The 25,085-nt window shown below is 72.3% G+C and carries 21 protein-coding genes; 11 read left to right on the top strand and 10 right to left on the bottom strand.

The window, feature by feature from the left end; translation table 11 throughout:
• Positions 1-320 precede the first annotated feature (320 nt).
• Both LV75_RS04745 and LV75_RS04740 read right to left on the bottom strand, forming a co-directional pair.
• Entirely contained in the window at positions 321-725 is a 405-nt protein-coding gene (locus LV75_RS04745) for a DUF6114 domain-containing protein (RefSeq protein ID WP_253885370.1), read from the bottom strand.
• A 57-nt stretch (positions 726-782) separates the two neighbouring features.
• A complete protein-coding gene (locus LV75_RS04740; protein WP_253885369.1) occupies positions 783-1,388 on the bottom strand; it encodes a DUF6230 family protein in 606 nt (201 codons plus the stop codon).
• Positions 1,389-1,890: 502 nt separating this feature from the next.
• On the opposite strand from LV75_RS04740, the gene lepB reads away from it, so the two are divergent.
• The gene (gene lepB, locus LV75_RS04735; protein ID WP_253885368.1) at positions 1,891-2,505 is read left to right on the top strand and encodes a signal peptidase I; all 615 of its coding nucleotides are present in this window, start codon (positions 1,891-1,893) and stop codon (positions 2,503-2,505) included.
• Positions 2,506-2,555: 50 nt separating this feature from the next.
• Here lepB and LV75_RS04730 read toward each other — a convergent pair whose 3' ends face one another.
• Together LV75_RS04730 and LV75_RS04725 are read right to left on the bottom strand one after the other, a co-directional pair.
• Positions 2,556-3,359 (bottom strand): CbtA family protein, encoded by an 804-nt coding sequence (locus LV75_RS04730; RefSeq protein WP_253885367.1) that lies wholly within the window; start codon positions 3,357-3,359, stop codon positions 2,556-2,558.
• On the bottom strand, positions 3,350-3,553 hold the full coding sequence (locus LV75_RS04725) for a CbtB domain-containing protein (RefSeq protein ID WP_253885366.1): 204 nt from the start codon (positions 3,551-3,553) through the stop codon (positions 3,350-3,352). Before LV75_RS04725 ends, LV75_RS04730 begins: the two co-directional genes overlap by 10 nt.
• A 226-nt stretch (positions 3,554-3,779) precedes the next feature.
• Here LV75_RS04725 and LV75_RS04720 point away from each other — a divergent pair, with 226 nt between their 5' ends.
• From LV75_RS04720 to LV75_RS04695, 6 genes are all read left to right on the top strand, one after another.
• Complete coding sequence (locus tag LV75_RS04720; RefSeq protein ID WP_253885365.1) at positions 3,780-4,355, top strand: histidine phosphatase family protein; 576 nt, start codon at positions 3,780-3,782, stop codon at positions 4,353-4,355.
• Positions 4,356-4,714: 359 nt separating this feature from the next.
• Positions 4,715-6,613 (top strand): sensor histidine kinase, encoded by a 1,899-nt coding sequence (locus LV75_RS04715; RefSeq protein ID WP_253885364.1) that lies wholly within the window; start codon positions 4,715-4,717, stop codon positions 6,611-6,613.
• Positions 6,610-7,257, top strand: coding sequence for a response regulator (locus LV75_RS04710; protein WP_253885363.1), 648 nt, complete (start codon positions 6,610-6,612; stop codon positions 7,255-7,257). Before LV75_RS04715 ends, LV75_RS04710 begins: the two co-directional genes overlap by 4 nt.
• Positions 7,258-7,424: 167 nt before the next feature.
• Positions 7,425-8,633 (top strand): UDP-N-acetylglucosamine 2-epimerase, encoded by a 1,209-nt coding sequence (locus LV75_RS04705; RefSeq protein ID WP_253885362.1) that lies wholly within the window; start codon positions 7,425-7,427, stop codon positions 8,631-8,633.
• Between the two features lie 1,067 nt (positions 8,634-9,700).
• Complete coding sequence (locus LV75_RS04700) at positions 9,701-10,762, top strand: MFS transporter (protein WP_253885361.1); 1,062 nt, start codon at positions 9,701-9,703, stop codon at positions 10,760-10,762.
• A gap of 9 nt (positions 10,763-10,771) precedes the next feature.
• On the top strand, positions 10,772-12,142 hold the full coding sequence (locus LV75_RS04695; RefSeq protein WP_253885360.1) for a GH1 family beta-glucosidase: 1,371 nt from the start codon (positions 10,772-10,774) through the stop codon (positions 12,140-12,142).
• On the opposite strand, the gene LV75_RS04690 is transcribed toward LV75_RS04695, so the two are convergent.
• The 3 genes from LV75_RS04690 to LV75_RS04680 form a co-directional block, all read right to left on the bottom strand.
• A complete protein-coding gene (locus tag LV75_RS04690; RefSeq protein ID WP_253885359.1) occupies positions 12,139-13,131 on the bottom strand; it encodes a beta-ketoacyl-ACP synthase 3 in 993 nt (330 codons plus the stop codon). The genes LV75_RS04695 and LV75_RS04690 overlap by 4 nt on opposite strands.
• Positions 13,132-13,266: 135 nt before the next feature.
• Positions 13,267-14,637, bottom strand: coding sequence for a CoA transferase (locus tag LV75_RS04685; protein WP_253885358.1), 1,371 nt, complete (start codon positions 14,635-14,637; stop codon positions 13,267-13,269).
• A 407-nt stretch (positions 14,638-15,044) separates the two neighbouring features.
• On the bottom strand, positions 15,045-15,527 hold the full coding sequence (locus LV75_RS04680) for a hypothetical protein (RefSeq protein WP_253885357.1): 483 nt from the start codon (positions 15,525-15,527) through the stop codon (positions 15,045-15,047).
• A gap of 138 nt (positions 15,528-15,665) precedes the next feature.
• Between LV75_RS04680 and LV75_RS04675 the strand changes: the two genes are divergently transcribed.
• Together LV75_RS04675 and LV75_RS04670 are read left to right on the top strand one after the other, a co-directional pair.
• The gene (locus LV75_RS04675) at positions 15,666-16,451 is read left to right on the top strand and encodes a metallophosphoesterase (RefSeq protein ID WP_253885356.1); all 786 of its coding nucleotides are present in this window, start codon (positions 15,666-15,668) and stop codon (positions 16,449-16,451) included.
• Between the two features lie 7 nt (positions 16,452-16,458).
• Positions 16,459-17,019: a cadmium resistance transporter gene (locus LV75_RS04670; protein ID WP_253885355.1), complete on the top strand. Its 561-nt coding sequence runs from the start codon at positions 16,459-16,461 to the stop codon at positions 17,017-17,019.
• A gap of 346 nt (positions 17,020-17,365) precedes the next feature.
• On the opposite strand, the gene LV75_RS04665 is transcribed toward LV75_RS04670, so the two are convergent.
• On the bottom strand, positions 17,366-18,223 hold the full coding sequence (locus LV75_RS04665; RefSeq protein ID WP_308210854.1) for a 3-hydroxybutyryl-CoA dehydrogenase: 858 nt from the start codon (positions 18,221-18,223) through the stop codon (positions 17,366-17,368).
• Between the two features lie 38 nt (positions 18,224-18,261).
• A complete protein-coding gene (gene icmF, locus LV75_RS04660; protein ID WP_253885354.1) occupies positions 18,262-21,498 on the bottom strand; it encodes a fused isobutyryl-CoA mutase/GTPase IcmF in 3,237 nt (1,078 codons plus the stop codon).
• 122 nt (positions 21,499-21,620) lie between these two features.
• On the opposite strand from icmF, the gene paaI reads away from it, so the two are divergent.
• A complete protein-coding gene (paaI, locus tag LV75_RS04655; protein WP_253885482.1) occupies positions 21,621-21,986 on the top strand; it encodes a hydroxyphenylacetyl-CoA thioesterase PaaI in 366 nt (121 codons plus the stop codon).
• A complete protein-coding gene (locus LV75_RS04650) occupies positions 21,983-22,450 on the top strand; it encodes a nucleoside deaminase (RefSeq protein ID WP_253885353.1) in 468 nt (155 codons plus the stop codon). The genes paaI and LV75_RS04650 overlap by 4 nt, the downstream gene beginning before the upstream one ends.
• A gap of 1 nt (position 22,451) precedes the next feature.
• Here LV75_RS04650 and LV75_RS04645 read toward each other — a convergent pair whose 3' ends face one another.
• A complete protein-coding gene (locus tag LV75_RS04645; RefSeq protein WP_253885352.1) occupies positions 22,452-25,064 on the bottom strand; it encodes a P-loop NTPase fold protein in 2,613 nt (870 codons plus the stop codon).
• Between the last annotated feature and the right edge of the window lie 21 nt (positions 25,065-25,085).

Below are 25,085 nucleotides of genomic sequence, written 5' to 3'. Positions count from 1 at the left end.
CCCCCCCCCCCCCCCCCCCCCCCCCCCCCCCCCCCCCCCCCCCCCCCCCCCCCCCCCCCCCCCCCCCCCCCCCCCCCCCCCCCCCCCCCCCCCCCGCCCCCCCCCCCCCCCCGCAGGCCCCACACCCGATAGACTGGCACCGGGGACGCCCCCCGTGGCGTGGTGGGGGCTGGGGCCCCACGGGGAGGGCCTCCGGAAGGCCGTGTGGGCCGGATTCGTGGCGGGCTGCGCAGCAGCAACCTGGCGGGGCAGGGCAGGCGAGGCGGGGTGTCGTCGAGGCGTCTGCGCGACCCAGGGGCTGGTCGGGGTGTGGCCTGGGGTCAGTCGCTTGCGGTGGAGGTCGGGGGCTTGGGTTTGCGCGGGGCCCAAGAGGCCGCCATCGCGCCGCCGAGGATGCCTAGGAGGGAGCCGATGAAGAAGCCGCCCAGGTTGGTCAGGGGGAAGGCCGCGACCGAGACCAGGACGGTGATCAGGCCCGCGATCACCCTGGTGTGCGGGGTGAACCACAGGCTGAGCGCCAGGACCGCCATGATCGAGCCGAGCAGGAGGCCGGACACGCCCGCGATGCCGCTGGCCACCAGGACCTTGATCGGGGCCAGGGGCAGCACGAAGATCGGCACCGCGCCGAGCAGTACGAGGACGCCGCCCCAGAACGGGCGGGTTTTGCGCCATTCGCCAAAGGTCCGCCAGGTGCGGCGGACCGCGTTCGCCTCGACAACGCTCACACTGACCTCCTGGGAGTGGGGGCCCGGCGGCGGGTCGCCGCCGGGCCGGTGGGGGGACTAGCAGCCCGCCGCGCCGGGGACGACGCTGAGGCTGAGGTTGTCGAGCTTGAAGCTGCCCGCGATCTGCGCGGACAGGGCGTCCGCGCGCAGGTTGGCGATGTTCGCGGTGTTGGCCTGCAGGCCGAAGTCGCCAGCGCCCTTGCGCACCTCGGCGGGACCCTTGGACAGCGAGTTGCTGGCCACGCCGAGGTCGAGGCCGGTGAACTCGCCGTTGCCGGTGAGGTTCTTGGCGTCGAGCAGCAGGTTGGACGCCTGCAGCTCCTTGGTCGCCGGGTCCGCGTCACCGGCGGTGATCTTGAAGGTGACCTGGCCGACGATCGGGACGTTGGGGATCACCCCGGCGCACAGCTTGCTCAGCTGGGCCGAGCTGAAGCCCGCGTAGGCGACGCCCTGGTCGCCCGCGTTGTAGACGGTGCCCGCGAACCCGGTGCCCGCCACGCTCTCCGAGGTCAGCGTGATCGGCACCCCGGACACCGCGAACGAGGCGGCGAGCAGGCCCTGGGCCATCGCGACGGTGATGGCGCCGATCGCGCCGAGCGCCGGGACCGCGGTCAGGGCCGTGCGGCCCCACCGGGTCCGGCCCCGCTTGGCTTCCTCTGTCATGGACACGAGCCTCCCTGGATCGTCGGGACCGGACGCCGTGCGCGACCGGCCACCCCGGCGCCGCCCCGCCCGTGGCCGGGCAGCCGCCAGCCGCGTTCGTCGTGAGCGAACGCCCAGGTGGGGGCTGCCGCGCGCCGTGCCGCGGGCGGGAATCGGGTGCGCCGTACTGCGTGGGTGGGCAGATGGTGCCCGGGTGTGCGCCAGCCCACAAGCACCCGTCCGAGCCGCCGCGGCGGTCGGGTCGAGCCCGTGTGTGACGGCGGGTAACAGGTACCGTGACGCACGTTAGCGACCACCCGCAATCTGACCGATTTCGACCACCGACCGTGGCGACGACCTCACTGACACGAGTCACGCTCACGTTCATGGTCGACGGAGAGTTACCTTTGACGACAGGTAACAGTTACGCAACATCGCAGCTTCATGGTGTTCACCTGAGCCACTTGGCCGGGTTTTGTTACGGCCAACCGGCCGAAGCGGCCAGAACTTGAGGGGACGGCGCATGGACCGGACAACCCGCGCTCGGGTGATCAGGGCCGTGCTGGTCACGCTCTGCGTCGTGATCGCGCTCACCCTGACGGCCGCCGGTCTCGGGTACGGCCTGTCGATGCGGGTGGACGGCCGGAGCATGGCGCCGACGCTGGCCGACGGCGAGCGGGTGCTGACCAACCCGTTCGAGGGCGACTACACCCCCGCCCGGCTCGACGTCGTCGTGCTGGCACCGCCCGGCCGCGAGGCCCCGGTCGTCAAGCGGGTCATCGGGCTGCCCGGGGACCAGGTGCGCGCCTCGGCCGGGCGGATCATGGTGCGCCCCGGCGGCAGCGGGCCGTGGCTGGCGGTGGTGACCACCGCGACCGACCCGTGGGGCCGCCCGCCACGCGAGTGCTGCGACGCCTCCGGCCGCGGCGGGAAAGAGAACGGGACGGCAGATGGGGAGGAGACTGCAGCGACCGTCCCACCTGGACAGCTGTGGGTGGTCGGCGACAACCCGGGCGTCTCCGAGGACTCGCGCGAGTACGGCTGGGTTCCCGTCGAGCGGGTCAAGGCCCGGCTGTGGGTGCGGCTGTGGCCGCTGGGCGAGGTGAACGCGGAGCCGGAATTGCGCCCCCTGGAATGACTTCGGCCCCACCCTCCACAGTGGAGAGCGGGGCCGAGGCGACGAACGTGTTAGACCGTGCGGCCCTTGGTGAGCCCGCGGTGCAGCAGCGCCGCGAACGTCAAGCCGATGCCCGTCCACAACACCGCGGACGTGCCGAGCGAAGCGACGCGGAACTGCCAGATGAGGTCACCGGGGAAACCGTCCGGCACCTCCTGGAAACCGGGCAGCAGCTTCGCCACGACGGTCACCAGGACCGCGTAGCCGAGCCCAGCGGCCACAGTGGACCACCAGCCGCCGAGCTTCGGCGCCAGCGCCCGCGCCGCGGCGATCGCGGTGACGAGCAGCGCCAGCGAGATGACGATCATCCCGAAGAACAGCGCGGTGCGCTGGCCGATGGTGTCGGGGTTGCCCACCGCGGGCGGGTTCGCCGGGTAGGTCAAGAACGGCACCAGGACCACGGCCAGGTAGCCCAAGCCCGCGACGGCGAGCGCGGTGGCGCGCGGGCTCAGCGAACCGACCCGGCCGTAAGCGAAGGCGAAAGCGAGGCTGAACAACTCGCCGAGGCCCAGGCCGTACGCGACCGCGCCGATGCCGAGGCCGCCGGTGGACTGGAAGGCGCGGGAGACGACCTCTTCCTCCTCGGCCTCGCCGTGGCTGTGCTCGGCGGGCTGCTCACCCGCGTGCGCGTGGCCGGTGCCGGTCTCCTCGATCGAGATGGCGCGTTCGACCGCGGGCTCGCCGAACGCGTAGGCGAACCCGAACGCGAGCAGCCCGCCGACGAGGCCCGCGAGCAGGCCCCAGACGAGCAGTGAGCGCACGGTCAGGGTGGCGGCGGTCGCCGCCGGGGTGCTCTCGGTCTCGGTCAGTGGCACGGGAAGCCCAGCAGGTGCCGCGCGTCGTGGACGAACTCGTGCACGGTGGTGCCCTCGAACACCGCGAGGGCGCCCTGCTCGGCGCCGACGAAGTACAGGACGATCAGCGAGATGATCCCGGCGAACACCGCGTACGGCAGGATCTGCCGAACCGGGATGCTCACGGGTGTGGGGATCGCGACGGCATGCGTCATGAGAGCCTCCTCAGGGCTTCACGCGGCCCGGTGGGTGGAGCGGGTAGACGGCGGAGGGTCTGACTGCGGCACCCGCTTGGTCTAGCGGGACCGGTCACAGTGGCGCGGCCGTGCCGGATTCACACCGGCTTCCTCCTACCATCAGGGTCGATTCGGCAACGTAGGTCAGCGCGCGACGCGGTGTCAACGCGGTCCAAGATCAACGAGAGCTCACGGTGGGTGGGATATGTCATCGTTGCGGGTGGTGCTGCTCTGCCACGGCGCGACCACGGCGACCAGGCAAGCCGCCTTCCCCGCCGACGAACCGCTGCTCGACTCGGCGCTCGCCGCCGCGGCGGGTGCCGACCCCTCGGCGCTCGGCCGGGTCGACCGCGCCCTGCGCTCCCCCGCGGCGCGCTGCGCGCAGACCGCGGCCGCGCTCGGCCTCGACGCCGAACCGGACGAGCGGCTGCGCGAGCTCGACCACGGCTCGTGGCGCGGCCGCGCCCTCGACGAGGTGGCCGCGGCCGACCCCGAGGGCATGGCGCGCTGGCTCACCGACCCCGACGCCGCCCCGCACGGCGGCGAGTCGATCACCGACCTGACCCGGCGGGTGGGCGGCTGGCTCGACGACCGGTCCGCGGCCGAACCGCGCACCGTCGCGGTGACCCACCCGGCGGTCGTGCGGGCCGCGATCGCGCACGCGCTCGGCGCCGGGTCCGCCGCGTTCTGGCGGGTCGACATCGCGCCGTTGTCGCGAACCGTGCTGCGCGGCGGACCCGGCCGCTGGACGTTGCGCTGGATTGTCGCCGGAGCCGACTGATCCCATTTCCGCAATGCGCTGATGTGATTCGGTGGAATTGCGCGACGGGATTCCTCTGCGCCATTTGGGCCGAACAGGCCATCAGCCGCGCGTATCGGTGGTGACGCTGCGGAACCACCCGCCCCGCCGCCCGGGGGCGCGGGACTCCGTTGCCGGAGCGATATCCCCACCGGGGGTCGCCGGGCGCACACCCACGGTGATCGCGAGCCATAAGGTCACCAACAACCCCCGCGCCGCGCGAGCGGGTAACACCCGACTGGTCAATTCGGGGGCTTCGCCTGCCCGCCCTTGCGCGGTGCGCGAATGTCGTGGACGCTCAACGCACCGATCACTCCCGAGGGATTCCCCGGCGTGCCGCCGTGCGGGCGCCACCGGGTGCGGGGTATCGGGCGCACACGAAACCGGACGGGCTCGCGGAGGAGAGCGGTGACGCCGTGATGGAGGCTGGTGCGGGCCCCTCGGGCGGTCCGGACAGGGCCGCCGACGCCGCGTCGACCGGGGCGGGACTCGCCGAGATGCTGTCCTCGGCGCACCGGGACAACCTCTTCCGGGGGCTGGTCGACCGCGCCGCGGCCGCGGAGGTGTCGCAGGAGCGGGTGCGCCACCTGCTCGACGCCGTGCTGTCGGTGGCCAGCGACCTGTCGCTGCCCGATGTGCTGCGCCGCATCGTGACCGCGGGCTGCGAGCTGGCCGGTGCCCGCTACGGGGCGCTGGGCGTGCTGGGCCAGGACGGGCACCTCGTGGAGTTCACCCACACCGGGATGAGCGAGCCGGTCCAGACCGCCATCGGCGCGCCGCCGGTCGGCAAGGGCGTGCTGGGGCAGGTGATCAAGCACCCGGCGCCGCTGCGCGTGCCGGACCTGGCGCGCCACCCCGACGCGGCCGGGTTCCCGCCCAACCACCCGCCGATGAGCTCGTTCCTCGGCGTGCCGATCCGGGTGCGCGGGGAGGTGTTCGGCAACCTCTACCTCACCGAGAAGCTCGACGGCCGCGCCTTCACCCAGGAGGACGAGGACGTCGTGGTCGCGCTGGCGGCCGCTGCGGGCATGGCGGTGGAGAACGCCAGGCACTTCGACCGCAGCCACCGGCGGGAGAGCTGGCTGCGCGCGACCACCGAGGTCACGGCCGTGCTGCGGACCAGCCAGTGCAACTCGACCGGGATGGTGCTGCTGGCCAAGCGCGCCAGGGAGACCGCGGGCGCGGTGATGGCGTTCGTCGCGGTGCCCGCCGGGCCGGAGCACCTGCGGATGACCGCGGTCGACGGGCTGCTGGCCGACGAGCTCACCGGCGAGCGCCTGTGCACGCTCGACAGCATCACCGGCGACGTCTTCGTGACCGGTCGGGGCAGGCTGCTCACCGAGGTCGCCAAGGCGACGCTGACCCGCTCCCCCGCGCTGTTCCAGCAGCTGCCCGCCGGGATCAGCGATCTCGGACCCGCGATGTTCGTGCCGCTGAACGCGGGGGCGCGCCCGTGCGGGGTGCTGATGGTGGCCCGCGAGCTCGGCGGCGCCCGCTTCGACGCCGACGACCTGCGGATGATCACCGACTACGGCACGCACGCCGCGCTGGCCATCGACTTCGCCGAGGCGCAGCAGGACCGGCAGCGGCTGGCGCTCTACGAGGAGCGCGACCGCATCGCCCGCGACCTGCACGACCTGGTGATCCAGCGGCTGTTCGCGATCGGCCTCGGCCTGCAGGGGCTCAAGCGGGTGCCCGACACCGCCGACGCGCCGCAGCGGCTGGGCGGGTTCATCGCCGAGATCGACCAGACCATCCGGGAGATCCGGCGCAGCATCTTCTCCCTGCAGCAGCCCACCGGCGGCCCCTACAGCCTGCGCGGCGAGGTGTTGCGGGCGATCTCCGAGGCGACGGTGACCCTCGGGTTCGAGCCGACCGTGCGGTTGGAGGGCCCGCTGGACTCGGTGGTGCCCGCCGACGTGGCGCTGGACCTGATGGCGACGTTGCGCGAGGCGCTGTCGAACGTGGTGCGCCACGCCGGGGCGGGCAGCGTGGCGCTGACGGTGTCGGTCGACCGGCACGCGCGGCGGCTGCGGCTGCTGGTGCAGGACGACGGCGGCGGGCTGCCCGCCGACATCGCCCACCGCGGCGGGCTGGCGAACATGGTGCAGCGGGCCCGCCGCTGGGACGGGGACTGTGTGATCGACTCGCCCGCGGTGGGCGGGACCAGGGTCGACTGGGACGTGCCGCTGGCCAGGCACGCCGGGTCGGCGTCACGAGGCCAGGAGGCGCGTGGATGAGCATTTCCGTGTTCGTGCTCGACGACCACGAGGTGGTCCGGCGGGGGCTGCGGCAGCTGCTGGAGGTCGAGCCGGACATCGAGGTGGTCGGTGAGGCGGCGACCGCGGCGCAGGCGCTGGCCAGGATCCCGGCGGTGCGGCCGCGGGTGGCCATCCTGGACGTGCGGCTGCCCGACGGCGAGGGCGTGTCGGTGTGCCGCGACGTGCGGTCCTCGGTGGAGCCGCCGCCCGCGTGCCTGATGCTCACCTCGTTCTCCGACGACGAGGCCCTCTTCGGCGCGATCATGGCGGGCGCGGCGGGGTACATGCTCAAGCAGGTCAGCGGGGACGACCTGGTGTCGGCGGTGCGCACGCTGGCCGACGGCGGGTCGCTGCTCGACGCCGGGGTGACCGCGACGGTGCTGGACCGGTTGCGCGCGGGGCGGATCGAGGACCCCAGGTACGCGACGCTGAGCCCGCAGGAGCGCAAGATCCTGGACCTGATCGCCGAGGGCATGACCAACCGGCAGATCGCGGGCGCGCTGTACCTGGCGGAGAAGACCGTCAAGAACTACGTCTCCACGCTGCTGCACAAGCTCGGCTTCGACCGGCGCACCGAGGCCGCGGTCTACGCGACCCGGCTGCAGCGCGGCCTCGACCGCTGACCCCGCCAGGACCCCCGCCGCGCCCGCGAGGGGCGCGGCGGTCCCGGCGTGTCAGCGGGTCGGCGGGAACTACGGGCGGTAACGTCGCGGGGGTCCAGCGCTATACCGCATGCAGGAGACGGGGACGCGACCGGGGGTGTCCGCCGAGCAGTGGAAGGGGGCACCCCGTGCCGTACACGCTGGTGCCGCTGCCCACGCCGCCGCGGGCCGGGCGCGCTCCCGAGGTGTGCCTGGTCGCCGGGGACGCCGCCGCCGCGGTGAAGTTGGCGCCGCTGGCCGCGGCGATGCGGGCGCGCAAACAGGTCCGACCGGTGCTGCTGGCCTGCGGTGACCAGGCGCGCGCGGCCACCGAGGTGCTGTCCGGGTTCGGCCTGGCCACCGACGTGCTGGTGGAGTTGGCCCGCGACGGCCAACCGACGACCTGCGCCGCGGCGCAACTGCTCACCGGGCTCGACCACGCCTTCGCCGACCGCCCACCCGCCGCCGTGGTCGTCCAGGGCGACTCGGCGACGGCGTTCAGCGCGGCCATGGCGGCCTTCTGGCGGCAGGTGCCGGTGGTCCACTTGGACGCGGGCGTGCGCTCTTTCGACCTGACAGCACCGTTTCCGCAAGAGGGCCACCGCAGGCTGATCGCCCAGGTCTCCTCGTTGCACCTGGCCGCCACCCCCGACGCGTCGGCGAACCTGGCCCTGGAACGCCACGGCGGCCCCAAGGTCGTGACCGTCGGGTCGACCGCGGTGGACGCCGGGTTCGACGCGCTGGACCGCTACGTGCGGCACAACGACGAGCGCGTGCAGGCGGTGGAGAACGCGGTGGTGGCCGGGGAGGTCCGGCTGGCGCTGGTGGTGCTCGACGCCGCGCGGGTGCCCGACGAGCGGGCGGCGCAGGTGCTGCACGGGATCGCGGACCTGGTGCTGGCCTGCCCGGACCTGGAGGTCGTGCTCCCGGTCGCGCGGGGCGCGCTGCGCCACCTCGCCTACGACATGCTCGGGCGGCTGGTCCGGGTGACGATCACCGACCCGCTGCCGCAGCCGGAACTGGTGTGCCTGCTGTCGGTCTCCGCAGCGGTCGTCACCGACTCGGCGACCCTGGCCGAACAGGCCCCCAGCTTCGGCGTCCCGGCCCTGGTCCTCGGCGGCGAACCCGGCACCTGGACCGAACCCCCCGCCGTCGGCCACCCGTGGACCGCCGGCCCCGACCGCGCCGCGATCGCCCGCATAGCCGAGAAACTCGTCCTCACCCACGTGGAACGCCGCTGCGCCACCCCCACCGACAACCCCTTCGGCGACGGCTTCGCCGCCGTCCGCTGCGAACAAGCCGTCCAGTGGCTCCTCGGCCTGCGCGACCGCCCGTCCGAGTTCACACCGAACCCTTGACCGGTGGTGCCCCGCCCCTGATCCTCACGTGACCCGCGCTCGCGTTCCAGGAGGCCCCGTGGTCACCCCGCCCATCCCGCAGGCCCCTGTTCAAGTCTTACCGGGCCCCCTTGCTCCGCGCCCCTCTCTTGCCGCGCCCCGCCTGCTTCGCCCCCGCCTGCTTCGCGCCCGGCCACCGCGCCTCTCACTCGCCGCGACCAGCCACCGCTCCCACCCCCACACGCCCAAGCCCCTCGCGCCGCAACCACCCCTTGCCGCACCCCGCGCCCACTTACCCCGCACCCGCTCGCGTCCCCATCCACTCGACGCGAGCGGCCCCCTTTCCACCCCCCACGCACCCAAACCTCTTACGCCGCAACCACCTCTTACCGCGCACCGCCTACTTCGCCACTACCTTCTTAGCGCACGCCCACCCCGCCTCTCACTCACCCCGAGCAGCCACCGCTCCACCCCTCACACGCCCAAGCCCCTTGCCCCGACCCACTCAATTCGCACCAACGCACTTCGCACCCGACCTCTTCGCGCCCGCTCTCGTCCCCGTCCACTCATCGCGAGTGGCCCACTTTCCAGTCCCCACGCACCCAAACCTCTTACCATGCCCCGCACACTTCGCCCCTACCTTCTTGCCTCCGCTCACCACGCCCCTCGCCCGCCGCGAGCAGCCACCACCCCACACACGCTCAATCCTCTTGCCCCGCAACCACCTCTTACCCCAGACCACCCTCTTAGAGCCCACCCTCGCCGCCCTCTTCGCGCCCGCGCGACCGAGTCCAGCCCGGCCCCCACCCTCTCCGGGGGGCGGCCCCGGTGCCAGTCTACTAGGTGGGGCCGACAAAACGGCCGTTGTGGATCTTGGGGAGGGGCTGCCTGTGGATAACTCCGTCCCCCGACTAGGCGAAGATTTCTCCCACGCACCAAGGGAAACGCCAGGCCGGAACCAAGAGGGCATTACCGGTGAGGGGCCCCAGAAGCGGCCGGCCCGAAGTCATCCGGGGAGCCGGTGGATCGCTGCTTTCAGCCTCGCCACGGCGGCGACGTTCATCGGTTGGTATGGGCCGCTGCAGATCTTGCTCGCCAAGCAGGCCGATCTGGTCGATCCCACCCGCAAGGAGCACATTCTCGCGTTGGTCGCGGGCATAGGCGCCGCCTGTTCGCTGGTCGCCAATCCGCTTTGGGGCGCGCTGTCGGACCGCACCCGTCGCCGGGTTCCCTGGGTGCTCGGTGGCGCGGTGGGCGGCGCGGGCGGGCTGCTTCTGCTGGCGACCGCAACCAGCACCACCACGATGGTCTTGGGCTGGGCCGCGGTCCAGATCGCACTGAACGCGCCGTTTGCCGCACTCAGCGCGGTCATCCCCGACCAGGTCCCGACGGAGCGGCGGGGCACGGTCGGCGGGTGGTTCGGGCTCGCCCAGACCGTCGGCATCATGGGCGGTACCGGTCTCGCGCTCACCGGCGGCACTGTCCTCAGTGGATACATCGCCTGCGCGGTCGCGGTCGTCCTCGGGTCGATCCCCTTCGCCGTCGTCGCCACCGATGACGTGCCCCGGCGGCAGGCTGTGAGGTCCCGGGTGACGCCGGACTTCCGGTGGGCGTGGGTGACCCGGTTCCTGATCAACCTCGGCAACGGCCTCGCCCTGCTGTACCTGCTGTTCTACCTCAAGGACGAGGTCGGCGTCGCCGATCCCGAGGCTGGTGTGTTCGTGCTGACCGCCGTCTACGCCGTCGCGCTGCTGACCACGGTGCTCACCGGCGGCGTGCTGTCGGACCGGGTCGGCAAGCGGCGGGTCTTCGTCTGCGCGGCCGGGGTGATCATGGCGGTGGCCGCGGGGCTGCTCGCGGTGTGGCCGACCTGGCCGGGGGCGGTGACCGCGGCGGTCGTGCTGGGCATCGGGTTCGGCGCCTACACCTCGGTCGACTTCGCGCTGGTCACCGAGGTGTTGCCCGCGGCGGCCGATCGGGGGAAGGATCTCGGGGTGATCAACGTGGCGAACGCGCTCCCCCAGGTGCTGGCGCCCGTGGTCGCCGCGCCGATCGTGGCCGGCAGCGGCTACCCCGCGCTCTACTTCGTGGCCGCGGCGGTCGGGCTGGCAGGCGCGGTGCTGGTGTTCCGGATCAAGACCGTCCACTGAGGAGTGCGCATGCCGTTCCCGGGTATCCCCGACGACTTCCTGTGGGGTGTCGCCTCGGCGGCCTACCAGGTCGAGGGCGCCGTCGCCGAGGACGGGCGGGCGCCGTCGGTGTGGGACACCTTCTGCGCCGAACCCGGCCGGATCCGCGACGGCGACACCGGCGCGGTGGCGACCGACCACTACCACCGCTACCGCGAGGACGTCGCCCTCCTGCGCGACCTCGGCGTCGGTGCGTACCGCTTCTCCGTGTCCTGGCCGAGAGTCATGCCCGGCGGCGAGGTCAACCCGGCTGGCCTGGATTTCTACGACCGCCTCGTGGACGAGTTGGTCGCGGCGGGGATCGCGCCCGCCGTCACCCTCTTCCACTGGGACACCCCGCAAGCCGTCGAGGACGCGGGCGGCTGGCTCGAGCGCGACACCGCGGAGCGGTTCGCCGAGTACGCGAGCGTTGTCGCCGACCGGCTCAAGGACCGCGTGCGGCTCTGGATGCCGCTCAACGAACCCGTTGTGGTCACGATGTTCGGCTACGCGCTGGGCAACCACGCGCCCGGCAAGACGCTCGGCTTCGGCGCGTTGCCGATCGTGCACCACCTGCTGCTCGGGCACGGCCGCGCGGTGCAGGCACTACGGGCGGCGGGCTGCACCGGGATCGGGATCGCGAACAACCACGGTCCAGTGTGGCCTGCCAGTGAGTCTGAAGTGGATAGAAATGCCGCGCAAACCTACGACACCCTGGTCAATCGGCTGTTCGCCGACCCGGTCCTGCTCGGCAAGTACCCGGTTCCCGAGTTGGCGGCCGCCATGCCCGGTCCGATCCTCGAGGACCTCAAGGTGATCTCCGAGCCGCTGGACTTCTACGGGATCAACTACTACCAGTCGACCCTGGTCGGAGAGTCCACAACAGACTCCGCTCAGGTGGTCGAGGGCGCACTGCTCCCGCCAGGGCTCCCCTTCGCGCCGCAGCCGATCACCGGCTACCCGACCACCGACTTCGGCTGGCCGGTAGTCCCAGATGGACTGCGCGAGACGGTGGCGACCTTCGTCGAACGCTACGGTGACGCGCTACCGCCGATCTACATCACCGAGAGCGGGTGCTCCTACCACGACCCGGACCCCGTGGCCGGTCGCGTCGCCGACCCGGAGCGCATCGCCTACCACGAGGGCCACCTCACCGCGCTGGCAGCGGCCATCGCGGCGGGCGCGGACGTGCGCGGCTACTTCGCCTGGTCGGCGACCGACAACTTCGAGTGGGCCGCGGGCTACCGCGAGCGCTTCGGCCTCGTGCACGTCGACTACGCCACCCAGCGGCGGACCCCGAAGGACTCCTACCACTGGTACCGGCGGGTGGTGGGCCAGCGGCTCGACCCAGACAAGCCCTAGACGATCGCGGGCACCCGGGCGGGCAGCCGGACCACCTGCGCCGCGTAGGTCAACCCGGCGCCGAACCCGACGAGCAGCGCCAGCCCGCCCGGCTCGACCTGCCCCTCGGCCAGCAGCCGCTCCATGGCCATCGGGATCGAGGCCGCCGAGGTGTTGCCCGCCTCGACGACGTCGCGGGCGATCACCGCGTTCGGCGCGTCGAGCTTGCGGGCGATGGCCTCGATGATCCGCAGGTTCGCCTGGTGCGGCACGATCGCGGCGAGGTCGGCCGGGGTGATGCCCGCGCGCTCGCAGGCCAGCCGGGCGATCGGGTGGATCTCGGTGGTCGCCCAGCGGAACACCGCCTGGCCCTGCATGCGCATCCGGCCGCCGCGGGGGATCTCGATCAGCTCGGCGGCCTCCCCGGCGCCGTCGCTGCCCCACACGATCGGCCCGATGCCCGGCTCGTCGGCCGCCACGACCACCGCGGCGCCCGCGCCGTCGGCGAAGATGATCGAGGTGCCCAGGTCGGTCGGGTCCACCCAGGCGGACATCGCCTCGGTGCCGATCACCAGCACCCGGGCCGCCGACCCGGCGCGCACCACGTCGGCGGCGACCGCGAGGGCGTAGCAGAACCCGGAGCAGGCGGCGTTGAGGTCGAACGCGGCGGCGGCCGAGGACCCCAGCGCCTTGGCCACGGTCGCGGCGCGCACCGGGACCGGGCTGCCCGCGCTGCAGGTGGCCACGACGACCAGGTCGACCTCGCTCGCGTGCAGGCCAGCCTGGGTCAGCGCCCTGGTGCCCGCGGTGACCGCCATCAGCTCCAGGCCCTCGCCCTTGGCGACGCGGCGGGAGACGATGCCGGTCCGCTCGCGGATCCACTCACCGGTGCGGCCGAAGCGGGCGGCGATCTCCGCGCTGCCCACGGCGGTGCTCGGGCGGTAGGCGCCGAGGCCGACCACCCGGGCACCCGCCGCCCCCTGGCGCTGGCGCAAACCGATGACTGTCACCGGGTCACTGTGGTCAACTACCCCCGGGTAGCACGGGGCCTGTGATGGATTTCTCACCGAAAGTGTTACGTGCCAGCGAGTTCCCACCAGGACAACCGCTCAGTAGCACCCGCCGGTAACCGTCGCGTGTGGACGCTAGTGGAAGGTCCACGGGCTCACCGGGACCACACACCCGTCCCGGGTCAGCGCCTTGGCGAACCTCGGGTCGGCGGCCAGCGCGGTGAGGTCGGTGCACACCGGCACCGACAGCGGCGCGGCGCACGCGCTGCGGCGCGCGTTGAGCCGGGCGGCGGCCGCGGCCAACGAGGATTCGACCCGGTGGCCGCAACCTTGCTCCGCCCGTCGCACCAGTGCGGTGGTGATGGCCCGGGTGAGCACGACCCCGGCGTAAACGGCAACGACGGGCAGCAGGGTCGGCGGCACCCCCGCGTAGGCCTGCACGACCGGGTCGGTACCCGGCGGCGGCCACCGGCCGAGCGCGGCACCCCAGTCGGTGGCGTGCGCGTGCACGACCCCGGGGCGGACCCCGGTCACGGCCGCCGCGTCCAGCGACCACGCCTGCGCCTTGTCCGGCGGCCAGTCATGGGTGAACACGTCCGCCCCCGCGATCAACTCCCGCAGCACCCGCCGCCCGGCCGCCGACGCCGGGTCCGCTGCGACGACCGCCTTGCCCCGGTCGAGCACGCTGTCGTCCGGCACGCTGTCGTCGAGCAGGCCGTCACCGCGCGGCTCCGGCACGACCCTGGTCACGGTCGCGCCGAGGAAGCCCAGCAGGTGCCCGGCCATCACCCCGTGGTCGCGGCGGCAGCACTCGACCACCCGCAACCCCGCCAGCGGCAGCGGCCCGGCCACCGGCGGGAGCCGCGCGGCGGTCGCCCCGGTCGGCCGCGCGCTGTAGGGCGCGAGGTCGTCGATCGGCGGGTGCGCGACCCGCACCAGGCCCATCCCCGTGTCGCGCGCGCACCGCTCGGTCACCTCGATCGCCGTCCGCGCGGCAACCCACCCCAACTCCGCGGGCAACGGGCACGCCGCCGTCCGCACCCGCCGGTGGAACACCGGCCACCCCGCGGCCACGGCGTCGGCCCCCGCGCCCATCGCGACCCAGAACCGCCGCCACACCGCCGCGTCCACGGCCTCGACCTCGTACCCGATCCCCTCCACCGAGACCAGCGGCGCCCCGCCCGGCCCCGGGATGTCCTCGGGCCCCGCCGCCGTGGCCGCCGCGAGGTAGCGCGACACCGCCAGCAGCCCGGCCTGCGCGGCCGAGGTGCTCATCCCCCGCAACGCCATCCCCCGCGCCCGCCCCAAAGCGACCGCCGCGGCCCCCGTCTCCCCCAACTCGGTGGCCAACATGCAGGTGTAGTTCAGGTCCAACCGCCGCGGCCGCCCAAACCGCCGCCCGTGCACGTGCATCACCCCGCACGCCGCCTGCACATCGATCTCCCCCGCCAGCGGCAGGTCCACCGGCCCAGCCCACGACACCCCCTCCGGCAAACCAGCCGTCACCCTCGCCAGCACCCCACTTCAGCGTGAACCCCTCCGCGCAACGGCAACCACCTTCCCCACTCACCCCCCGATCCCGCGATACGAGGACCAGTAGTTCACGCGAAAGAGAAGAGAGCGCTCCCGCCACTCTCACGGAGAGTCACTGCCCGGCAGTCACCCGACAGTCGACGAACGACCCCCGCACCGACGACAACCAAGCACGGCGGCACGGTTCTCCGGTCGACAGGCCGGTTTGCTGTCAGCGGCGGCCGCGGGTCTCACCGCGTCGGTCACGGTCCCTGAACTCGTGATCAACCATCATCGGCTCCGGCCAGACGCGAGGGTCAGCCCGCGGTGGTTTGGGCGGCTCATTGGCCGACCCAGCGGGCGCCTCGGGTGACGGGGTGGTTGCCTCCTGCTCAGCCATGTCACCCATTCAACAGCACACAGGCCACGGAACACGCAAAACCCATCGAAAGCAGACCTGCAGAAAGCCGCCACAGATGTGCGCGGTCCGCGTTCTTCTCATTGTTCTCCCGATATACGACAGCCTTGCTTGCGATCAACTGCTGGACGACGTGTCCCCTACCTTTTTGCAGGTCTCGGGCGAGTTCCTCGAGGTAGCTCCCGTTCATGTCGGAGCCACGAGAGACGCGGTTCACGACTGCGGCGCATCCCACGGTCGCCACGTAGCTGGCGAACGCCAGCAAGGCGACCAGCGTGGTCAGCACCGTCTCGAAGGGCTTGATGAGGGCCAAGAACGGCATGGCCGTGAGAGCGAGAGCCCCGACACCGTTCGCCTTCGCCTCGATCCGAGCTAGCACTTGGTCTTGGCGAGTGAGCCGAGCGCTCAACTCCGCGTTGATCAGCTCCCACTTTGCTTCGTGCGAGTTGTCGTCCAGTTCAGCCACATGCGAAGCGTAATCCCGCCTGCACGTCGGAGAAGTGTGACCGCGTGGCAGCGGAGCACATGCCACCCGTGGGCGGGCGGGCAGCGGCTCGGCCGGGGCAGGACGCCGCCTTGGGTACTTTGGCGGGTGGAGGTGGTCATGGGGCGAGTTGCCATCGTGGGGGATGTTGGTGGGCACGCGGAGCAGTTGCGGTGGGCGTTGGGGTGGTTGGGGGCCCGGGAGTCGCGGTTGCCCGCGGACCTGACGGTCGTCCAGGTGGGGGATCTTGTCGACCGGGGGCCGGACAGCGTGGCCGTGTTGGACGAGGTGGAGCGGGTCGCGGGGCGGTGGGTGCAGTTGGTGGGCAACCACGAGGCGCAGTACCTGCCCGGGCGCACCGTGTTCTGGCCGGACCCGCTGGCCGCGGCCGGGGTGGCGCGGCTGCGTGAGTGGTGGTCGGTGGGGCGGTTCGGGGTGGCCTCGGCGGTACGGACGGCCGAGGGGGATGAACTGCTGGTGACGCACGCCGGGCTGACGGTGGCGGCGTGGCAGGCGTTGGGCGAGCCGGGGTCGGCTGTCGAGGCGGCGGCGTTGTTGAACGAGCGGCCCGCGCTGATCTGGGAGGTCGGCGCGCACGGCAGGGACGAGCGGGCCGGGCCGCTGTGGGCGGAGTCGGGGGCCGCGTTGCACGAGCCGTGGATGGCCTACCCCGGGGTCGTGCCGTTCGGGCAGGTCCACGGGCATTCGGCGCTCGTGCGCTACACCGACCGGCAGTGGCGCTGCGCGGGTCGGGTCCGCCAGCGCGCCACGGTCGACTGGGACGCGCGCCATGTGCGGGTCCGCGTCGGTGGTCGGGTGTTCCTCGGTGTGGACCCCTGCCACGGCAAGAGCGGGGCCGAGACGTGGGAGCCGCTCGTGTTGGAGGGCGCGACCGTCCTGGCATGATCCGGATGTGGACTTGGGCGTCGTGGGTCAGGCCTTGGTGATGTTCGCGGTGACCAATGTGGACGACATCGTGTTGTTGGCGTTGTTCTTCGGGCAGGCCAAGGGCAGGCCGCTCGGCGTGGTGGTGGGGCAGTACCTGGGGTTCGCGGGGATCCTGGTGGCGTCGGTGGTGGCCGCGTTGGGGGCGGGGTTGCTGCCGGACGGGGCGATTCCGCTGCTGGGGTTGGTCCCGCTGACCCTCGGCCTGAAAGCCGCGTGGCAGCTCAGGAAGGGGCAGGACGAGCCATCTGTCCACACCGGACCCGGGGTGCTCGCCGTCGCCGGGGTGACGCTGGCCAACGGCGGGGACAACATCGGGGTGTACGCGCCGGTGTTCGCCGCGGGCGGGGGCGGCGACATGGTCGTCTACTCGGTGGTGTTCCTGGCACTGGTCGGCGTCTGGTGCCTGCTGGGGTGGTTCGCGGCGACCAGGCCGGGGATCAGCGGCGCGCTGTCCCGATGGGGCCACGTCGTGCTGCCCGTGGTCCTCATCGGGATCGGCGTGCTGATCCTCACTAGCGCGCTCTAGTGGCTCGACTCAGAACGTCGGCCGTGTATCGGCGTGGCAGGCAATGCGCCGGAACGCCCTCGTACCGCGCGTACTCGGGCGCTCCCGGCAACAACGCCGAGCCGCCCCCCAAAGTCCGGAACAACGCCGAGCCTGCCCCCCAAGTCGGGAACGACGCCGAGCCTGCCCCCCAAGTCGGGAACGACGCCGAACCTGCCCCCAATCCGGGAACGCCACCGGGCCGCCCCCCAAGTCGGGAACGATGCCGAGCCTGCCCCCCCAAGTCGGGAACGATGCCGAACCTGCCCCCCCAAGTCGGGAACGATGCCGGGCGGGGAAGAGGGGGCGGGCGGCGGGAGAAATACAACTAGTACTGGTAGAAGCCGCGCTTGCTCTTCTTGCCGAGCAGGCCCGCGTCGACCATGCGCAGCAGCAGCGGCGGGGCCGAGTAGAGCTGCTCCTTGAACTCCGCGTACAGCGAGTCGGCGATGGCCTTGGTGGTGTCGAGGCCGATGAGGTCGGTCAGCCGCAGCGGGCCCATCGGGTGCGCGCAGCCCAGGACCATGCCGTTGTCGATGTCCTCGGCGGAGGCGAAGCCGGACTCCATCATCCGGATCGCGGAGAGCAGGTACGGGATGAGCAGGGCGTTGACCACGAACCCGGCCCGGTCCTGCGACAGGATGACCTGCTTGCCCAGCACGTCCTCGACGAACACCTTGGCCCGGTCGCGGGTCTCGTCCCCGGTCAGCAGCGACGGCACCAGCTCCACCAGCTTCAGGACCGGCACGGGGTTGAAGAAGTGCACCCCGATCACCGCCTGCGGCCGAGCGGTCGCCATGCCCAGCTTCATGATCGGGATGGACGAGGTGTTGGACGCGAAGATCGCGTCCGGGTCCTCGACCACCTTGTCCAGCGTGCTGAACACCTCGGTCTTGATCTGCTCGTTCTCCGCGACCGCCTCGATGGTGAGCTGGCGGTCGGCGAACTCCCCGAGGTCGGTGCTGAACCGCAACCTGCTCAGCGCGGCGTCGCGCGCGTCCTCGGCGAGCTTGCCGTTGCGCACGCCCCTGGCCAGCGACGCCTCGATGCGCGCCCGACCCGCCTCCAGCGCCCCGGCGCCGACCTCGGCGACCACCACGTCCAAGCCCGCCCGCGCGCACACCTCCGCGATGCCCGAGCCCATCAGGCCCGCCCCGACCACACCGACCCGGTTGATCTCACTCACCCGCACTACCCCTTCCCTCACCGCACCGAGCCCCAGGATCACACATTGCGCCGGTACTGCCCACCGACCTCGAAGAAGGCCTCGGTGATCTGACCCAGGGTGCACACCCGGGCGGCGGCCATCAGCACGTCGAACACGTTGCCGTCGGAGGCGGCGACCTCGCGCAGCCGCGCCAGGGCCGCGGTGGCCTCGTCGCGGTGGCGCTGCTGGTAGTCGCGGGTGCGCTCGACCTGCGAGCGCTTCTCGTCCTCGGTGGCCCTGGCCAGCTCGATCTCCACGACCTCGTCCTCCTCGCCCTTGGCGGGCAGGAAGGTGTTGACGCCGATCAGCGGGAGGGTGCCGTCGTGCTTGCGGTGCTCGTAGAGCATCGACTCGTCCTGGATGCGGCCGCGCTGGTAGCCGGTCTCCATCGCACCCAGCACGCCACCGCGGTCGGAGATGCGGTCGAACTCGGTGAGCACCGCCTCTTCTACCAGGTCGGTCAGCTCGTCGATGACGAAGGAACCCTGCAGCGGGTTCTCGTTCATCGACAGGCCCCACTCCTTGTTGATGATGAGCTGGATCGCCATCGCGCGGCGCACCGAGGACTCCGTCGGCGTGGTGATCGCCTCGTCGAAAGCGTTGGTGTGCAACGAGTTCGCGTTGTCGTAGAGCGCGCACAGGGCCTGCAGCGTGGTGCGGATGTCGTTGAAGTTCATCTCCTGCGCGTGCAGCGAGCGCCCGGAGGTCTGCACGTGGTACTTGAGCTTCTGCGACCGCTCGGCGGCGCCGTAGCGCTGCTTCATCGCCACCGCCCAGATCCGGCGGGCGACCCGGCCGATCACCGAGTACTCGGCGTCCATGCCGTTGGAGAAGAAGAACGACAGGTTCGGCGCGAAGTCGTCGATGTCCATGCCGCGGGCCAGGTACGACTCGACGTAGGTGAACCCGTTGGCCAGCGTGAAGGCGAGCTGGCTGATCGGGTTCGCCCCGGCCTCGGCGATGTGGTAGCCGGAGATGGACACCGAGTAGAAGTTGCGGACCTTGTTGCGGATGAACCACTCCTGGATGTCGGCCATCATCCGCAGGCTGAACTCGGTGGAGAAGATGCAGGTGTTCTGGCCCTGGTCCTCCTTGAGGATGTCGGCCTGCACCGTGCCGCGCACGTTGGCCAGCGCCCACGCGGTCAGCGCGGCGCGCTCGTCCTCGGTTGGCTGCCTGCCCTCGGCCGCGACGAAGGTGTCGATCCGCTTGTCGATGGCGGTGTTGAGGAAGTAGGCCAGGATCGTCGGCGCCGGGCCGTTGATCGTCATCGACACCGAGGTGGTCGGCGCGGTGAGGTCGAAGCCGTCGTAGAGGGCCTTCATGTCCTCGAGCGAGGCGATCGAGACGCCGGAGGTGCCGATCTTGCCGTAGACGTCCGGCGGGGTGTCGGGGTCGCGGCCGTAGAGGGTCACCGAGTCGAACGCGGTGGACAGCCGGGTGGCCGGGTTGCCCTCCGACAGCAGCTTGAACCGCCGGTTGGTGCGGAACGCGTCGCCCTCGCCGGCGAACATGCGGGCCGGGTCCTCGCCCTCGCGCTTGAACGGGAACACCCCGGCGGTGAACGGGAACGAGCCGGGCAGGTTCTCCTTGCGCAGGAACCGGGTCAGCGACGCCTGGTCGTCGAAGCGGGGCAGCGCGACGCGCGGGACCTTGTTGCCGGACAGGGTCTCCCGCCACAGCTGGGTGTGCAGCTCCTTGTCGCGGACCTTGACCACGAGCTCCTCGGCCCGGTACTGCTCCACTGTGGACGGCCACTGGGCGAGCAGGTCCTCGGTGTCGCGCTCCACCCGGCGGGCGGCCTCGGCGGCGAGCTTCTCGATGTCCTCTGTGGACGCGCCTGCTGACTCGAGGGCCTTGTGCGCCAGGGTGAGCGCCGAGTGCTCGCGGACGGCATCGACCTGCTGGTCGGTCTTGCGGTGGTAGCCGCGGACGGTGTCGGCGATGTCGGACAGGTAGCGGGCGCGCTGGGCCGGGACGACGGTGGCGGCCGAGGTGGAGACCTTGCCGTCCACGTGCGGCAGGACGCCCTCGGTGAACTGGACGCCCTTGTCGGCCAACAGGGTGCGCAGCAGCTGGTAGAGGGCGGTGACGCCGTCGTCGTTGAAGGTGGCGGCGCTGGTGCCGTAGACCGGCATGTCCTCCCAGGACTTGCCGAACGCCTCCCGGTTGCGCACCAGCTGGCGGGCCACGTCGCGGCGGGCGTCCTCGGCGCCGCGGCGCTCGAACTTGTTGATCGCCACCACGTCGGCGAAGTCGAGCATGTCGATCTTCTCCAGCTGCGAGGCGGCGCCGAACTCCGGCGTCATCACGTACAGCGAGACGTCGACGTAGGGCACGATCGCGGCGTCGCCCTGGCCGATGCCGGGGGTCTCGACGATGACCAGGTCGTTGCCCGCGGCCTTGGCGGCGGCGATCGAGTCGGCGAGGCCCTCGGGGACCTCGGACCCGGCACCGCGGGTGGCCAGCGAGCGGAAGAACACCCGGTCGCCCTCCAGCGAGTTCATCCGGATGCGGTCGCCGAGCAGCGCGCCACCGCCGCGGCGGCGGGTCGGGTCGACGGCGATGACCGCGATCCGCAGCTTGTCCTGCTGGTCCAGCCGCAGCCTGCGGACGATCTCGTCGGTCAGCGAGGACTTGCCGGAGCCGCCGGTGCCGGTGATGCCCAGCACGGGGACGGCCCTGGCGGCCTGCGCGCCGGGGTCCAGGGCGGCGCGGACGTCCGCGGGGAGGGTGCCCGCCTCGATCCGGGTGATGGCCTTGGCGAGGGCGGCGTGGTCGCCTGCCAGCAGCGCCTCGCGGGTGAGCTCGCCGGGCGGGGTGAAGTCGCAGGCCTCGACCATCGAGTTGATCATCTTGGCCAGGCCGAGCCGCTGGCCGTCCTCCGGGGAGAAGATGCGCGCCACGCCGCGCGAGTGCAGCAGCCGGATCTCCTCGGGGACGATGACGCCGCCGCCCCCGCCGAAGACCTTGACGTGGCCGGCGCCGCTCTCGGCGAGCAGTTCGACCAGGTAGCTGAAGTACTCGACGTGCCCGCCCTGGTAGGCGCTGATGGCCACGCCCTGCGCATCCTCCTGGACGGCGGCGGCGACCACCTCCCGCACCGAGCGGTTGTGCCCGAGGTGGATGACCTCGGCGCCCTGCGACTGCAGGATCCGGCGCATGATGTTGATGGCCGCGTCGTGGCCGTCGAACAGGCTGGCCGCGGTGACGAACCGGACCGGGTTGGCCGGTCGGTACAGCTCGGCGGACATGGGGCCTCCCGGGTGTGGGACGTACCAGAATAGTTTGACGTCCTACTTTCGGACGGGCAAGTACCGTGTGGCTGAGCTTACGGTCATAGGATGGTTCGGTGATACCTGAGTCGGTGGTCCGGATGCTCGCGGACGACCTCGCCTCGACCGCGGCGGGGATCCGGCTGCTCAGCGCGGGGCCGGGTCGGGCGAGCGCGGCCATGCGGATCACCGAGACCATGGTCAACGGGCACGGCATCGGCCACGGCGGGTACGTGTTCCTGCTGGCCGACACCGCGTTCGCCTGCGCGTGCAACAGCCACGGGCCGGTGACCGTCGCCGCGGGCGCCGACATCACCTTCGTCGCCGCGGTCCGCCTCGGTGACGAACTGGTGGCCACCGCGACCGAACGCACGGTGTACGGCCGAAGCGGCGTCTACGACGTCACCGTCACCCGGGAGGATGAAGTCGTGGCCGAGTTCCGCGGGCGCAGCCGGACGCTGCGATGAGCACCGAGCGCTGGCTGGCCGAGGCCATCGACCTCGCCACCGCCAACGTCGCCACCGGCGGCGGCCCGTTCGGCGCCCTGGTCGTGCGCGGCGACGAGGTCATCGCCCGGGGCGTGAACCGGGTGACCGCCGACACCGACCCCACCGCGCACGCCGAGGTCGTCGCCATCCGCGCCGCCTGCCAGGCCCTTGGCGACTTCCGGCTGCACGGGTGCCTGCTGGTCTCCTCCTGCGAACCGTGCCCGCTGTGCCTCTCGGCCTCCCTGTGGGCCCGCCTGGACCAGGTCATCTACGCCGCCGACCGCGACGACGCCGAGAAAGCGGGCTTCGCCGACCGCGAGTTCTACGACGTCCTCAGCCGCCCCCGCGACACCTGGCCGCTGAAGATCGACCAACTCCGCCCCGGCACCGAATCGGACCCGTTCACCGCCTGGACCACCCGGCTGGACCGCACGGACTACTAGGTCAGGCGTAGCTGAACCGCCGCACGTGCGGTGCCCAGACGTGGAACCTCTCCACCGTGGGCAGGGTGACCAGTTCGGTCACCAGGCGGAGGCCGGTGTGCAGGCGCGTCCACAGCTCCACCCGTTCGGGCGGCAGAACACCGGCGACCGCGCAGACACCGTCCACCGGGCGCAGGTCAGCGACGAAGTCGCGCCACCGGCTCGTCGGATCGCGGTGCAGCAGCCCGCCCCCGCCGGGCCCTGGTGGCCGCGCGGACAACACCTCGTCGACCAGGGACGGGACGGCGGCGACTATGCCGAGCAGCACGATGACCGCCTGGTGGTCACCTGGTGCCGCCTCGTCCCCGAGGAAGGTCGCCGCGTCGGCGAGGTCCCTGGTCGCGCGGACCATCCGGTAGGTGTTGAGCAGCCGCTTGGCCGCCCGCGGGGTGGTGATCAGCGGGTCGAGCGCGGTGAGCAGGACCAGTTCACGCTCGGTGAGGGCCAGCGCAGGGCTGCCGGGGTCGTCCGCGCCGAGCTCGGACCCCGGCTCCGCGGTGAGCTCGGCCGCGGTCACCGACGGGGTGGGCTCGACATCGGTGCGCGCTCCGCTGGCCGCGCCCCCGGCGGGTGCCGCCTCGACGGGGACCATGGAGCGCAGCAGGGTGCCCAGGCTGCCGTCGGGCATCGGCGGCAGGGTGAACGGGATGTTGATGATCTTCTCGAGGTAGTCGGCCGGGGTGGCCGCGCCGAGCACATCGGCGTAGTGCGTTTCGACGCAGCGCCGCAGCCACCCGGGGTCGACACCGATCACGACGGCGAACAGGTCCATGGCGAGCAGGATGTGCACGGCTTCGAGCACCTGGACGACCTGCCGCGGCGGACACCGGTCCAGGTCGTCGATGTAGAGCACGACCCGGTCGACCGGCCGCTGCGCACCCACCGGGGTGGCCCGCCACTGGGCGAGCAGCGCCACCAACTGCTCGAAGTCCTTGCGCAGCGTGGAAACGACGCCGAGACCGCGGGTGTAGGTGTCGCCGTCCGCCCGGTCGGCGACGAACGCCGCCACCCGCCGCCCCGGGTCGGTGTCGACCAGGTGCCTGCCCAGCTCGCCGATCCGCGCGACCACCTCGTCGAGGCGGGCGGTGGCGACCTCCTGCTCCGCCTCGGCCACGCGCAGGTTGTCCATCAGCGCCGTGGATTCGGGCGTGGCCAGACCCGCCCGGAGGTCCTCGCCGAGCCTGCGCAGTTCGCTGAGCCCCTTCCGGGCTCGGGCCAGCGCACCGATGCCGAAGGCCGCGATCACGGCGCTGACCGCACCGCCGAGCATCGTCGCGACCGGGACGAGCAGCGCCGCGCCCGCGCTGACACCGAGGACGACGGCGGCCACCCACAACGCCGTCCTGCCCCGACGGGTGCGGGCGAGTTCGCGCACCGCCGTCACATCGCCGTGAACGTCGCGCAGTTGCGCCGACAGCAGCCGGGCCCGCTCGACCTCGTCGGCGACCCCGAGGTGCCGCCAGGTGGCGTCGGCCCTCTCCTTCACGAGCTCGGATCGGCCCAACGCGGCCAGCACCTCGCGGGCGCCCACCACGTGGTCGGCGTCCGCCCGGTCTATCTCGGCCTTCAACCGGGCCACCTCGGCCTGCGCCCGGCTGCTCGTGGCCGCCAAGCCCTCGCGCAGGCGATCGGCTTTGGCGAGCTCCCGGCTCAACTCGTCCCGGTGTGGTCCGGTGCCCGCGAGACCCGCGAAGATGACGTCGGCAAGGCTCGCCCAGAGGTTGGCCTCCGCGTAGTGCCAGGCGTTGAAGCCGATCTGCGCGACGGTGGCGCAGTAGCGGTCCGAACCGTCCCGCGACAGCGCGACGATCCGGCCGTGCACGAGCCCCATGAGGAAGCTCTTGCCGCTGCCCCAAGGCCCGAACACCCCTACCGACAGCGGGGTCTCGGTGGCGCGGTCGGCGATCACGGCGGCGAGCATGGCCGCGTAGGTGCCGACGCCGAGGCGGTCGCGCTCGAGCGGGATCGGCTGGTTCGGGTCGACCAGGTCGGTGCTGGCCCCTCCGGCCAGGTCGGCGGGCACCGGACCCGGCTCGGCCGGGTAGTCGGCGCCCGCGCGGTAGGCGAACTCGTCGACCCAGTGCTCCCGGCCGAACAACACCACCTCGAGCAGCCGTCCGGTGAGCTTGGTCGACACGGCTTCGCGCACCGCCCGCACCACGGCGTCGGTGACGTCCTCCGGTGCCATGCCCACATCACCGGTCGCCATGAACGGCAGCGCGACCTCCAGCGCGTCGTTCAGGGCGGCCTCGCGGATCGCGGCCCGGGTGGCCAACGCGACCGACTTCACCGACACCCGCCCGGAAGGGCCGTGCGGCGTCGCCAAGATCACCATCCGGACGCGCCCCAAGGTCCGCACCCGGAGGGTGATCGGCTGGTCCACCTCGACGGCCTCCAGGACGACCGGCCGCACCAGCCGTTCGAACTCCTGGCTGTGCCCGGCGAGCGCGACGCCCACTTGCCCGAGCCCGCTGCCGACCGAGACGACCAGCGCGTCCACGTCGAGGTCCCACGGTCGCTCGGTGCGCTCCACCGAGATCGTCACCTGCCCGACCGAGGAGATCCGCCTGCGCACGACGGAACCGTACACCAGACG

This window comes from Actinokineospora diospyrosa, from assembly GCF_024171925.1.
GTDB classification, from domain to species: domain Bacteria; phylum Actinomycetota; class Actinomycetes; order Mycobacteriales; family Pseudonocardiaceae; genus Actinokineospora; species Actinokineospora diospyrosa.
This window is presented reverse-complemented; position numbering and strand designations above follow the sequence as displayed.